Source organism: Gordonia sp. (in: high G+C Gram-positive bacteria) (assembly GCF_047606305.1).
GTDB lineage: Bacteria > Actinomycetota > Actinomycetes > Mycobacteriales > Mycobacteriaceae > Gordonia.
On record NZ_JASGER010000105.1, the window covers coordinates 45,282 to 58,123 of the forward strand.

At 69.3% G+C, this 12,842-nt stretch carries 11 protein-coding genes; 1 reads left to right on the forward strand and 10 read right to left on the reverse strand.

Features of this window, described 5'->3' with window-relative positions; all coding sequences use genetic code 11:
- Nucleotides 1-2: 2 nt before the first annotated feature.
- From rimM to rpsP, 3 genes are read right to left on the reverse strand one after another with little or no spacing between them, the layout of a single operon-like run.
- Nucleotides 3-536, reverse strand: coding sequence for a ribosome maturation factor RimM (rimM, locus tag QM634_RS14365; protein ID WP_415043456.1), 534 nt, complete (start codon nucleotides 534-536; stop codon nucleotides 3-5).
- Between the two features lie 20 nt (nucleotides 537-556).
- Complete coding sequence (locus QM634_RS14370; protein WP_124247423.1) at nucleotides 557-802, reverse strand: RNA-binding protein; 246 nt, start codon at nucleotides 800-802, stop codon at nucleotides 557-559.
- Nucleotides 799-1,428, reverse strand: coding sequence for a 30S ribosomal protein S16 (gene rpsP, locus QM634_RS14375; protein WP_415043457.1), 630 nt, complete (start codon nucleotides 1,426-1,428; stop codon nucleotides 799-801). Before rpsP ends, QM634_RS14370 begins: the two co-directional genes overlap by 4 nt.
- 340 nt (nucleotides 1,429-1,768) lie before the next feature.
- Between rpsP and QM634_RS14380 the strand changes: the two genes are divergently transcribed.
- Complete coding sequence (locus QM634_RS14380; protein ID WP_415043458.1) at nucleotides 1,769-3,277, forward strand: DUF222 domain-containing protein; 1,509 nt, start codon at nucleotides 1,769-1,771, stop codon at nucleotides 3,275-3,277.
- Nucleotides 3,278-3,285: 8 nt separating this feature from the next.
- On the opposite strand, the gene QM634_RS14385 is transcribed toward QM634_RS14380, so the two are convergent.
- The 7 genes from QM634_RS14385 to QM634_RS14415 form a co-directional block, all read right to left on the reverse strand.
- Nucleotides 3,286-4,371, reverse strand: coding sequence for an amidohydrolase family protein (locus tag QM634_RS14385; protein ID WP_415043459.1), 1,086 nt, complete (start codon nucleotides 4,369-4,371; stop codon nucleotides 3,286-3,288).
- Between the two features lie 3 nt (nucleotides 4,372-4,374).
- Nucleotides 4,375-5,967: a signal recognition particle protein gene (gene ffh / locus QM634_RS14390; protein ID WP_415043460.1), complete on the reverse strand. Its 1,593-nt coding sequence runs from the start codon at nucleotides 5,965-5,967 to the stop codon at nucleotides 4,375-4,377.
- Between the two features lie 54 nt (nucleotides 5,968-6,021).
- Nucleotides 6,022-8,418 carry a [protein-PII] uridylyltransferase gene (locus QM634_RS14395; protein ID WP_415043461.1) on the reverse strand — a complete coding sequence of 799 codons (2,397 nt, stop codon included), beginning with the start codon at nucleotides 8,416-8,418 and terminating at the stop codon, nucleotides 6,022-6,024.
- A 30-nt stretch (nucleotides 8,419-8,448) separates the two neighbouring features.
- Nucleotides 8,449-8,787 (reverse strand): P-II family nitrogen regulator, encoded by a 339-nt coding sequence (locus QM634_RS14400; protein WP_415043462.1) that lies wholly within the window; start codon nucleotides 8,785-8,787, stop codon nucleotides 8,449-8,451.
- A 34-nt stretch (nucleotides 8,788-8,821) separates the two neighbouring features.
- Nucleotides 8,822-10,171 (reverse strand): ammonium transporter, encoded by a 1,350-nt coding sequence (locus tag QM634_RS14405; protein WP_415043470.1) that lies wholly within the window; start codon nucleotides 10,169-10,171, stop codon nucleotides 8,822-8,824.
- A gap of 184 nt (nucleotides 10,172-10,355) precedes the next feature.
- Nucleotides 10,356-11,612 carry a signal recognition particle-docking protein FtsY gene (gene ftsY, locus QM634_RS14410; protein ID WP_415043463.1) on the reverse strand — a complete coding sequence of 419 codons (1,257 nt, stop codon included), beginning with the start codon at nucleotides 11,610-11,612 and terminating at the stop codon, nucleotides 10,356-10,358.
- A gap of 12 nt (nucleotides 11,613-11,624) precedes the next feature.
- A partial coding sequence (locus QM634_RS14415) for an AAA family ATPase (protein WP_415043464.1) occupies nucleotides 11,625-12,842 on the reverse strand: 1,218 nt, incomplete at its 5' end.

The window sequence follows — 12,842 nt, forward strand, 5'->3', positions numbered from 1 at the left end:
GGTCATCCCTCCAACAGGCCGTCGGGCGGGTCGATGACGACGCCCTCGTCGCGCGACACCTGCGGCACGATCTCGCTGACAAAGGGGACGAGGATCTCGCGCCCGTCGTCGGCAGCCGTGATGGCGAGCAGGTCCGACGCCGGAAGGTGGACCACGTCGCGCACCGCGCCAATCGCGTCGCCCTCGACGGTGCGCACCGGCAGCCCGATCAGTTCGTGATCGTAGAACTCGTCCGGATCGTCGCCGGAATCGACGTCAGCCGCATCGATGACGAAGAGCACCCCACGAAGCTCATCGGCATCGGTGCGACCGACGACCCCCTCCAACGACACCAACAGCCGCCCGGAATGCGCCCGCGCGGCGGCGATGGTGAATTCGCGCTCATTGGACCGCTTGGCCCCTTTCGGCCGCGGCAGCAGGCCGCGCACGACCGTTCCCGGTGCGAACCGTGATTCCGGATCGTCGGTCCGGACATCGACCACGAGTTCCCCGCGGACTCCGTGGGGTTTGACCACTCGGCCGATGACCAGGTCCACGTCGGGCGGCCCGCTACTCGTCAGCGATCGGTGTCGACGATGTCGACGCGCAGCCCGCGGCCACCGATCCCGGAGACCAGGGTGCGCAGCGCCGTGGCCGTCCGGCCGTTGCGGCCGATGACCTTGCCAAGGTCCTCGGGGTTGACGTGGACCTCGATCAGCCGACCGCCGCGACCGCCCGAGAGCAGCTCGACGCGGACGTCATCGGGATTGGCGACGATGCCGCGCACCAGGTGCTCGACCGCGTCGGCAACGACGGCGCTCATTCGCCGGCAGCCTCGTCGGACTTGTCGGCGGCCTCCTCGGCCTTCTCCGACTTCTCGTCGGCCTTCTCAGCGTCGGCCTTCTCGGCATCGTCCTTCTTGGCGGCGGCCTTCTTCGCCGGAGCCTTCTTCGCGGGCTTCTCGGCCTCGTCCGCCTTCTCCTCGACCTTGGCGTCGTCGGCCTTGTCCTCGGCCTTCTCCTCCGCCTTGGCGTCGTCAGCCTTCTCGTCGGCCTTCTTCTTGGTGGCCTTCTTCTTGGCGGTGGTGGCCTCGGCGGCGGGCTCGTTCTCGGCGGCGGCGAGCGCGGCGTTGAACAGATCCTGCTTCGACGGCTTCGGCTCGGCGACCTTCAGGGTGCCCTCGGCGCCCTTGAGACCCTTGGCCTTCTGCCAGTCGCCGGTGATCTTCAGGATGGCCGCAACCGGCTCGGTGGGCTGGGCGCCGACGCCGAGCCAGTACTGGGCGCGCTCGGAATCGACCTCGATGAACGAGGGCTCTTCCTTCGGGCGGTACTTGCCGATGGTCTCGATGACGCGGCCGTTGCGACGGGTGCGCGAGTCGGCGACGACGATGCGGTACTGCGGGTTGCGGATCTTGCCCAGACGGGCAAGCTTGATCTTGACAGCCATGTTTCCTTCAAGTGGTCACTGCGCAATTCAGCGACCCGCACAGGCGTGCGAGCCCGGTTTTGCGATTTGTTTCGGTGTGACCGCCGGTCGGTGCGTAACCGGGTCCGGCGAACCGACGTCCCATTTTGCCAGAACCCGCACCTCCGACGGAAATCGGCCGAACGCTCGACCCGTGCGACCGCCGTCGCAGTCATCGCCAAGTCGACTTCCCACCAACGCCGCGTAGCAGAGTCGCCTCGTTTGTCACGATGGTCAACCGCAGTGATCGGGTACCTCACCAGTACCTTGACCAGCCTATTCAGGCTTGTAATCGAACTGGTGTTCCTATAGAATCAGAGGTATGAGCACCGCCACCGACACCCGGCTCGCACCGTTGGCCGATCCCGGCGTCGAGGTGCTGGCCGACAGTGATTGGGACCGGTGGTCTGATCGTGCACACGCCCTGGATGCAGCGATGTGCGTGAGCGTCGGCGAGGCCGACTGGACCCTGGGCGTCCTCGACGATGCCGCCAAAGCCGCGGCGATGATCGCCTGGGCCGAATACCGCGAAATCGGCGCCCTGCACCGGCGCATGTCGATCTTCGGCAAGCCCGAGACCTCCGCGCGGGGTGTGCGGATGCTCGACATCGAGATGCAGACCGCCGCCCGCATCGCGATGAGCCGCGGCATCAGCCAACGCTCGGCCGAGAACTGGTTGGCCGAAGCCATCGCCATGCGCGACCGGCTCCCGATAGTCGGGCTGCGACTGCGCGACGGCATCATCAGCCCGCGCCAGTTCCGCTTGATCGTCGCACGCACCGAACTCATCGACGACCAGGACTGGGCGCCGGCAGTCGACACCGCGATCGCCGCCACCTTGGCTCGCCGCGCCAGGGGAACGTGGTCGAACAAGCGCCTGATCGACATGGTCGACCGCATCATCTTCCGCCACGACCCCGACTCGGTGCGCCGCCGCCACGAGAAGGCCAAAGCATCCCGCGCGGTATGGGTGAACCGCGAAGCCGACGGCATGGCCACCCTCGGTGCAACCATGACCGCCCAGGACGCCACCATCGCCTTGCACAACGTGTTCCGCCTCGCCGATATGGTGTGCCCGCACGATCGGCGCACCCCCGATGCCCGTCGCTGTGACGCCCTGTTCGCCCTGCTGACCGGCCTCGGCTTCGAATGCGACTGCGGCCGCCAGGATTGCCCCGCCACCGTCCCCGACGCCCCCGCCCTGAGCCAATGGGTTGCCCACGAGGTGGGCCGCGACATCACCAAAGGACGGGTACTGGTCCATGTGATCGCCGAACAAACCACCGTCAACGGCCTGGGCGATGAGCCCGCCTTCATGCACGGCCACGGCGTCATCTCCGCCACCCACCTGCGCGACCTGATCACCCGCGAGGACGTCAAGATCCAACACCTCGGACTCGACACCGACTCGGCGCCGCTACCGACGCACCAGCCAGCTGATCCCTACCGCCCCTCGGCCGCACTGGACACCTTCATCCGCGCCCGCGACGGCTACTGCACCATCCCCGGCTGCGACAAGCCCGCCGACCAGTGCGACATCGACCATGTCGACGAATACGACCACGCCAACCCTGCCGCCGGCGGACAAACCACCCCCGAGGGCCACACCATCCCCGGCCCCGCCGAAACCAACCAAGACCTCTTCCCCGGCCTGGACAACATCAGATGGCACACACCGGGCGCTGGCACGCGACCACCAGCAGGCCCACCGCCGCCGACAAGTGACCGCACCCGCGCCAAACACGCCCGACGACGAGCCGAACGGGAAGCCAACCGACACCACCGCCAACGCCGCGACAGCCTCAACAGCGACGGCGACCCACCCTTCTAACGGCAGTCCTATCCGCTGATCGCGATCCCACCGCAGATGATCTCGCGGGGGCGCCGCAGGCTGCTCAGGTCTTGTCGGGGGTCGTCGTCGAGGATGAGGACATCGGCCCGATCGCCCTCGTCGTAGACGCCCTCCCCCAGCCACCGCCGGGCACCCGCGCTGGCGGCGTCGAGGGCCGCGGCGGGAGTCATGCCCATTGCGACGAGCGCGTCGATCTCGTCGACGATGCGACCGTGCTCGACGAAGCCACCGGCGTCGGTGCCGGCGAAGATCCGTACGCCGGCCTCCCGTGCGGCGGCCATCACCTCGCCCGAGCGCGCGTACAAATCGCGCATGGTGGCCTGGTACACCGGGAACCGGTCGGCACCGTCGGCGATCTCCGGGAAGTTCTCCAGCTGGATCATCGTCGGGACGAGGGCGATATCGCGACGGACCATCTCGTCGATCAGATCCGCGGTGAGCCCGGTTCCGTGCTCGATGCAGTCGAATCCGGCGGCGATCAGGTCGGGCAGGGCGTCGCGTCCGAAGACGTGCGCGGTGATCCTCGCCCCGGCTCCGTGTGCGGCGGCGACGGCGGCGTCGAGTTGCGCACGCGTCCAGAGCGGCGCAAGGTCACCGACGTCGCGGTCGATCCAGTCGCCGACGATCTTCACCCAGCCGTCCCCGGCCCGCGCCTGCACCGCCACCTCGGCGGCCAGATCATCGGGATCGACCAGGTCGACGCCGTAGTCGCGCAGGTACCGCTTCGGTCGGGCGATGTGCTTGCCGGAGCGGATGAACCGCGGACAACGGGGGTCGTCGTCGAGCGGGTGGGTGTCGAGCGGTGAGCCGACCTCCCGGATCAGTGTTGTACCGGCGGCGAGATCGGCTCGGGCGAACCCGCGCGCCTGGTCGACGGTGACGCCGAGACCCGGGGCGATACCGACATGGTTGTGCGCGTCGACCAATCCCGGGAGCAGCCACCCGTCGTCGGCGACGGTGACGGCGCCGGTCACCGGTTCGGTCGTGAACCGCCCGTCGACGATCCAGCGTTCGATCGGCTCACCGGTGAGCGCGTCGCGGCCCGCGACGCGCAGGGCACCGGTGCCGCTCATGCGCTACTTCTTCTTCCGCCCGTTCTCGTCGAACTGGGAGAAGTCGATGTCGGCCAGTCCCGGGGGCAGCTCGTCGAGCCCCGGCGGCATCGCCGAGAGGTCCGGCATTCCGCCGGGCATGCCCGGGAACGCCCCCGGCGGCATGCCGGGGAAGCCGCCGCGCATCTTCGGCTGGGTCGGGCCGCGGTTCTTGCCGCCGCGCTTGTTCTTCTTGCCGGCCTTGCCCTTCTTGCGGGTGTTCTTGCGCCCGCCGCCGGGTCCGCCCATTCGCCCGGTCATCGCGGCCATCTGCTTGCGCGCCTCGAAGAACCGGTCGACCAGCTGGTTGACCTCCGACACCGCGACCCCCGAGCCGTTGGCGATGCGCAGGCGGCGGGAGCCGTTGATGATTTTCGGATCGGCCCGCTCGGCGGGCGTCATGCCGCGGATGATCGCCTGGATCCGATCGAGCTGGGAGTCGTCGACCTGCGCCAGCGCGTCCTTCATCTGACCGGCGCCGGGCAGCATGCCGAGCAGATTCCCGATCGGACCCATCTTCCGGATCATCAGCATCTGCTGCAGGAAGTCGTCGAGGGTCAGCTCGCCGCCCATGATCTTGCTGGCGGCCTCTTCGGCCTCCTGGGCGTCGAAGTGCTGTTCGGCCTGCTCGATCAGCGAGAGGACGTCGCCCATGCCGAGGATGCGGCTCGCCATGCGATCGGGGTGGAAGACGTCGAAGTCCTCGAGCTTTTCACCGGTCGACGCGAAGAGGATCGGCTTGCCGGTGACCTCGCGGACGCTCAGTGCTGCACCGCCGCGGGCGTCGCCGTCGAGTTTGGTCAGGACGACGCCGGTGAACCCGACGCCCTCCTCGAAGGCCTGGGCGGTGGTGACGGCGTCCTGACCGATCATCGCGTCGACGACGAACAGGACTTCGTCGGGGTCGGTGGCGACGCGCACGTTCGCCGCCTGGGCCATCAGCTCGTCGTCGACGCCGAGTCGGCCCGCGGTGTCGATGATGACGGTGTCGTAGTGGTTGTCGCGGGCGTGCTCGACGCCGCCGCGCGCGACCTCGACCGGGTCGCCGGCGGACACGCCCATCTCACCCTCACCGCCGACGCTGGTGCCCGGGTGCGGCGCGTACACCGGCACCCCGGCCCGCTCGCCGACGATCTGCAGCTGGTTGACCGCGCCGGGACGCTGGAGGTCACAGGCGACGAGCAGCGGGGTGTGCCCCTGCTTTCCCAACCACGAGGCCAGCTTGCCGGCGAGCGTCGTCTTACCGGCGCCCTGGAGGCCGGCGAGCATGATCACGGTCGGCGGGGTCTTGGCCAGCGTCAGGCGGCGGGTCTCTCCGCCGAGGATGCCGACGAGTTCCTCGTCGACGATCTTGACGACCTGCTGGGCCGGGTTCAGCGCGCCGGACACCTCGGCGCCCTTGGCGCGCGTCTTCACCCGGTCGATGAAGGTGCGCACCACCGGCAGCGCGACGTCGGCCTCGAGCAGGGCCAGGCGGATCTCGCGGGCGGTCGCGTCGACGTCGGCGTCGGTGAGGCGGCCCTTGCCGCGCAGGTCCTTGAGGGCACCGGTCAACCGGTCAGACAGGGAGTCGAACATGGCGTCCAGTGTTCCACATCCGCGCCGCGGTCCGACGCCCGCCGGGCCCGACGATCAGGCCTGTGCGCAGGCCAGGGCGACCTGCTGGGCGATGAGCCGCCGACGTCGCTCGTCGACCGGGGATTCCCAGGTCAGCGCGAAGGTGTCGACCACGGTGCCGCCCATCGTGGTCACCGCGGCCCAGCGGATCGATCCACCCGACCGTTCGATGACCGACGACACGGCCGACAGGAGCCCGGGGCGGTCGGAGGCGCGCACCTCCAGCGTCGAGACGTCGTCGTGCAACCAGCGCACGACCGGCGGGGCGAGCACCGCCTGCGCGGGCACCCCGTCGCGCGGTGCCTTCGTGTCGCCGGTCGACCGCATCTGGGCGAGGCGGGCGGCGATGTCGACCGATCCGCCGAGCGCCCCTTTGAGGCGCTGGCGCAGCAGGCCGGCGGCCGGCGGATCGCCGTAGAAGGGGGCCACCGTGAACGTGTTGATCGCGGTGCCGTCGTCCGAGCGCACTGTCGCGCGCAACACCCGCAGGTCGGAGATTGCCAGCACGCCGGCCATCTTCGCCAGCACGCCGGCACCGTCGGGGGCGCTCATGGTGACCTCGAAGCGATGCTCCTGGTCGGTGGGCGTGATCTCGACGACGACCTCATCGGCGGTGAACCGGTCGATCTCCTCGGCGGACAACGGCTCCGGCTCGGCGACCTCCCCGCCGGCGATCAGCTCGGCGGTGTTGGCCACCAGCTTGCGGGTCAGCGATTCCTTCCAGTCGCTCCACACCCCGGGGCCGGTGGCCTGGGCGTCCGCCTCCGCCAGTGCGCCGAGCACTTCCAGCAGCACCGCATTGCCGCCGAGTTTGGCCGCGACGAACTCGGCGGTGGCCGGATCGTCGACGTCGCGTCGGGCGATGGTCTGGGCGAGCAGCAGGTGGTGGGCGACGATGTCGGCGAGGGTGTCGACATCCTCGGGCCACAGTCCGAGTCGGGTGCCGATGACCCGAGCCATCCGGGCGCCGATCTCGCTGTGGTCGCCGCCTCTCCCCTTGCCGATGTCGTGGACCAGCGCCCCGAGCAGCAGCAGGTCCGGCCGCGACACGCGCGTCGTGAGCGGTGCCGCATGGGCGACGGCTTCGAGCAGATGGCGGTCGACGGTCCACGCGTGGATGGCGTCGCGCGGCGGCAGGTCGCGGACGAAGTCCCACTCCGGGAACAACCGGCCCCACAGTCCCATCCGGTCCAGCGCCTCGACCGGGCCGAGCATGGCCGGGCCGGTGGCGAGTAGATCCATCAGGCTGTCGCGGATGCCACTGGGCCAGGTGCCGCGGATCTCCGGCGAATAGTCGGCGAGCCGGTGGAGCGTCGACGTGGAGATCGGCAGACCGGATCGCGCGGCCGCATTGGCGACGCGCAGGACAAGCCCCGGGTCGTGGCTGGGAATCGCGTCTCGGGCCAGCACCACCTCTCCCCCATGGGCGACGACCCCCTCGTCGAGGGGGCGTCGGACCGGGAGCAGTCCGCGCATCGACAGCCCGCGCCGCGGCACCGCGCCCTTGGCGGTGCGCAGCCCCACGTCCAGGGCGAAACCGATGGTGCGGGCCTCGTCGGAGATCAGTCGCGACAACGCGAACCGGTCACCCAGGTGCAGGGCCGACGCGATCTCGTCGGCGTCCTGGGCGCGCAGCTGTTCACGACCGCGGCCGGCCACACGGTGGAGTTCGGTGCGGACGTCCAGCAGCCGCCGGTAGGCGGTGCCCAGCCCGCCGCCGGGGGCGTCGTCGGAGGCGAGCCGCAGTCCGTCGGTGAGATGGGCCATCGCGAGCGCGTTGAGCAGTTGGACGTCGCGCAGGCCGCCGCGGCCGTTCTTGACGTCCGGCTCGCTCCGGTGCGCGACCTCCCCCGCACGGACCCAGCGCTGCTCGGCGTGTTCGATGAGTTGGGGCAGGCGGCGCGGGGCGTCCTTGCGCCACTGCTGGCGGATCTCGCCGATCAGCAGGTCGGACAAGTCCTCGTCGCCGGCGATGTGCCGGGCGTCGAGCAGGCCCAGCGCGGCGGACAGGTCGTCACCGGCGACGCGAAGCGCCTCCGGAACGGTCCGGACGCTGTGGTCCAAGCCGATGTTGGCGTCCCAGATCGGGTACCACAGCTGGTCGGCGATCTGGTGGACCTTGTCGACGTCGTCGCCGTCGTGCAGCAGTACCAGGTCCAGGTCGGAGTAGGGCAGCATCTCCCCGCGGGCGAGTCCCCCGACGGCCACCAGTGAGAATCCACTCCCCTCGACCACCCCCGAACGGCGCGCGGCGCCCGACAACCACAGCTCGAACAGATCCCCGAGGGCTCTGCGCAGGGCTGCGGCGTCGGGCACCGGCCGTTTGTCGGGTGCCAGGGCCGGGTTGCCGATCAGGGCGGCGCGGGCCCGGGCGAGATCGGTGGCCGGATTGGTCGACGGTTCTACGCTCATCTCTTCCGCCCCGGCCATCCGATCCCCGGCCTAGAGTGCCTCCGGTCCGCGTTCCCCGGTGCGGACGCGGACGACCGACTCCACCGGTGACACCCAGACCTTGCCGTCGCCGATCTTGCCCGTGCGGGCGGCTTCGACGATCGTGTCGACGACCTGGTCGACGATCCCGTCGTCGACGATGACCTCGATGCGCACCTTCGGGACGAAGTCCACGGAGTACTCCGCACCTCGGTAGACCTCGGTGTGTCCCTTCTGGCGGCCGTAGCCCTGGACTTCGCTGACGGTCATCCCGACGATCCCGGACTGCTCCAGTCCCGCCTTGATGTCCTCGAGTGTGAATGGCTTGACGATTGCGGTGATCAGTTTCATTCTCGATTTCCCTCTCGGTCTCTGTTGAGCCTAGTCAGGCCAAGTCGTAAGCGGTCTCGGCGTGTGCGGACTCATCGATACCGGTCATCTCGTCCTCTTCGCTGATCCGCCAGCCCATCGGCTTGAGGATGAAGGCGATGAGTGCGGTCATGATCCCGGTGAACACCAGCGCCGCCAGTGCGATGACCGTCTGGACGGCCAGCTGCTTGAGGTCGTGACCGTAGAACAGGCCCGTTTCCTTGGCGAGCAGCCCGATGCCGATCGTGCCCCAGAGGCCGGCGACCAGGTGGACGCCGACGACGTCGAGCGAGTCGTCGTAGCCGAGTTTGGTCTTCAGCGAGATCGCCAGGGCCGACAGGACACCGGCGACGACACCGAGGGCGATGGAGCCGATCGGGGTCAGTGCGGCACATGCCGGGGTGATGGCGACCAGGCCGGCCACGATTCCCGAGGCGGCGCCCACGCTGGTGGGGTGCCGGTCGCGGATCCATTCCACCGCGAGCCAGCCGATCATCGCCGCGGCGGTGGCGACGGTGGTGTTGACCCACACGAGGCCGGCGGTGCCGTCGGCGGCGAGCTCGGAGCCGGCGTTGAAGCCGAACCAGCCGAACCACAGGAGTGCAGCGCCCAACATCACGAACGGGATGTTGTGCGGCCGGTAGGCCACCTTGCCGAAGCCCTTGCGGGCACCGATGATCAAGACCAGCACCAGGGCCGCCATACCGGCGTTGATGTGGACGACGGTGCCGCCGGCGAAGTCGATCGGTGCGACGTTGGTGGTGACTTCTTTGGTCGCCGGGTCGGTCGTCGTGCCGAACATCTTGGCCGCGAGGCCGTCGGTCGAGCCCGACAACAGGCCCCCGCCCCACACCATGTGCGAGAGCGGGAAGTAGACCAGGGTCGCCCAGACGCCGGAGAAGACCAGCCACGTCCCGAAGGACACGCGCTCGGCGAGCGCGCCGCTGATCAGCGCCACCGCGATGACCGCGAAGGTCAGCTGGAAGGCGAGGAACACGATCGCGGGGATCGATCCGGTCGAGGAGTTGAGCACCACGTGCGTGGCGTCACCGACCTTCTTGGTCTCCATCAGCTGGTCGGAACCGAACAACTTGAAGGGGTTGGAGAAGATCCCCCAAATGTCCTTGTCGCCGGTGATTCCGTTGCCGAAGGACATCGAGAAGCCCCACAGCACGTAGATGATGCCGACGACGCCGATCGTCCCGAAGGACATCATCATCATGTTCAGGACGGACTTCCCTCGGGAAAGTCCGCCGTAGAAGAACGCCAGCGCCGGTGTCATCAACAACACCAGCGAGGCGCTGATCAAAACCCACGCCGTATTTCCGGTATCCGCAGCGCCGAACATGTTGTCCGGCAGTGCCATCACGGTTTCTGCCACCACGGGCCATCCTCCTTGGTCTCTACACACTTGGGTGCTCCAGTGCTGAGAGCAAGGTTGCTAGCCGGCTGTTACCCCGACAGTGCCCGTGATGTTTCGACGGCGTGAACGCTTCGCCGAGGGTTGTTTCGCCTCCGTTACACGCGTCTGCGCGGTGCCGAAGAAGGCCTCAGAGCAGTGCGTCGACGAAGGCGGCGGGGTCGAAGGGGGCCAGGTCGTCGGCACCCTCTCCCAGGCCCACCAGCTTCACCGGCACCCCGAGCTCCTCCTGGACGGCGAACACGATGCCGCCCTTGGCGGTGCCGTCGAGCTTGGTGAGCACGACGCCGGTGATGTCGACGACGTCGGCGAAGACGCGGGCCTGGGTGAGCCCGTTCTGCCCGATCGTGGCATCCAGGACCAGCAGCACCTCGTCGACGGCGGCCTTCTTCTCGACGACGCGCTTGACCTTGCCCAGCTCGTCCATCAGGCCGGTCTTGGTGTGCAGCCGTCCGGCGGTGTCGATGATGACGACGTCGACGCCGGTGTCGATCCCCGTGGACACGGCGTCGAAGGCGACCGACGCCGGGTCGGCACCCTCCTTGCCGCGCACAGTGTCCGCGCCGACGCGCTCGCCCCACGTCTGCAGCTGGTCGGCGGCGGCGGCGCGGAAGGTGTCGGCCGCGCCCAGCAGCACCCGACGGCCGTCGGCGACGAGCACGCGCGCCAGCTTGCCGGTGGTCGTGGTCTTGCCGGTGCCGTTGACGCCGACGACCAGGACGACGGCGGGCCGGCCGTCGTGCGGCAGGGCCTTCACCGAGCGGTCGAGCTCGGGGTGCAGCTGCTCGGTGAGCACCTTGGTGAGCAGGGCGCGCGCATCGGCGGAGGAGGTGACGCTGTTCGTCGCGAGTTCCGCGCGCAGCTTGTCGGTGATCGCGGTCGTCGACGCGGTGCCGACGTCGGCCATCAGCAGCGTGTCCTCGATCTCCTCCCAGGAGTCCTCGTCGAGGTCGCCGCCGCCGAGGAGCCCCAGCATGCTCTTGCCCAGCGCCCCCTGCGAGCGGGCCAGACGGCCGCGCAGGCGCCCCAGTCGCCCGGCGGTGGGCTCGATCTCGTCGAGCGCGGGTGTCGTCGCCTCGGTGGCGGGTTCCGGCTCGTCGGGCACCTGCGGTGCCTCGTTCACCTGCGCCTCGGGCGGCGACACGGGCTCGATCGTCGGCGGAGCCGCCGGCGTGACCGGTTCCGGCTCGAGGGTGGCGGTGTCGCCGCCCTGGCCGAAGTCGAACCCGGCCTTGGTCTGGTACGTACTCCGATCCGCCTGCTCGATCGCCTTGTCCTGCGGCGGGGCGATCGACACGCGACGACGGCGCGCGAGGACCAGGCCGAGGACGACGAGGGCGAGGAGCGCCAGGACGACGACAATCGCGATGATGATCGGAGTTTCCACTGTTCTCCCCTGCTAGTCGGCGGCGGTCGCCGAACCGGTGGTCACGAGGTTCTGGCCCCGCAGGCGCTGCGAGATCACCTGGGTGATGCCGTCGCCGCGCATACTCACACCGTAGAGGGCGTCGGCGACTTCCATCGTCGGCTTCTGGTGCGTGATCACGATGAGCTGCGATTTCTCCCGCAGCTGCTCGAACAATCCGATGAGGCGCCGCAGGTTGGTGTCGTCGAGCGCGGCCTCCACCTCGTCCATCACATAGAACGGGGACGGGCGCGCGCGGAAGATCGCCACGAGCATTGCGACGGCCGTCAACGACTTCTCGCCGCCGGACAGCAGCGACAGGCGCTTGACCTTCTTGCCCGGTGGCCGCGCCTCGACCTCGACGCCGGTGGTCAGCATGTCGCCGGGATCGGTGAGCACCAGGCGGCCCTCGCCGCCGGGGAACAGCCGGGCGAAGACCTCGGTGAACTCCCGCTCGACGTCGGCGTAGGCCTCGGTGAACACCTCGAGGATGCGGGCGTCCACGTCCTCGACGACCTGCAGCAGATCGGCGCGCGCGGCCTTGACGTCCTCGAGCTGCGCGGACAGGAAGTTGTAACGCTCCTCCAGTGCCGCGAACTCCTCCAGTGCGAGCGGGTTGACCTTGCCGAGGGTGTTGAGGTCCTTCTGCGCCTGCTTCGCGCGGTTCTCCTGGGTGGCGCGGTCATAGGGCATCGGGGCGGGGGCGACGACGAGTTCGCCGCGCGCCTTGGCCTCCTCGTACTCGGCCATCTCCAGTGCGGACGGCGGCATCGGAACGTCGGGGCCGTACTCGGCGATGAGGTCCTCGGGCGTGATCGCGAACTGCTCGGCGATCTGCTCCTCCAGCTGCTCGATGCGCATTGCGGCCTGCGCCTTGGCGACCTCGTCGCGGTGGACCGCGTCGCGCAGCCCGTCGAGCTGGCTCGTCAGCGTCGTCACCTTCGCCTTCAACTCGCCGACGGTCTCGGTGTGCGCGACGCGCACCTGCTCGAGATGGTCGCGCGCCGACTGGGCCTGCTGGACCGCACCGGTCAGGCGCTCGGCGACCTTGGCGCCCGACTCGGCGACCGCCGCGGCGACGGTGGCCGCGTGACGGCGGGTCGCGTCGGCCTTGCGCGCCCGTTCGCGAGTCGAACCGTTCGATGCCGACTGCGATCCGGGTTTCGGGCGCAAGGCCGAGCGCTTCGCGCACTTCAGTGCGGCAAGTCTCGA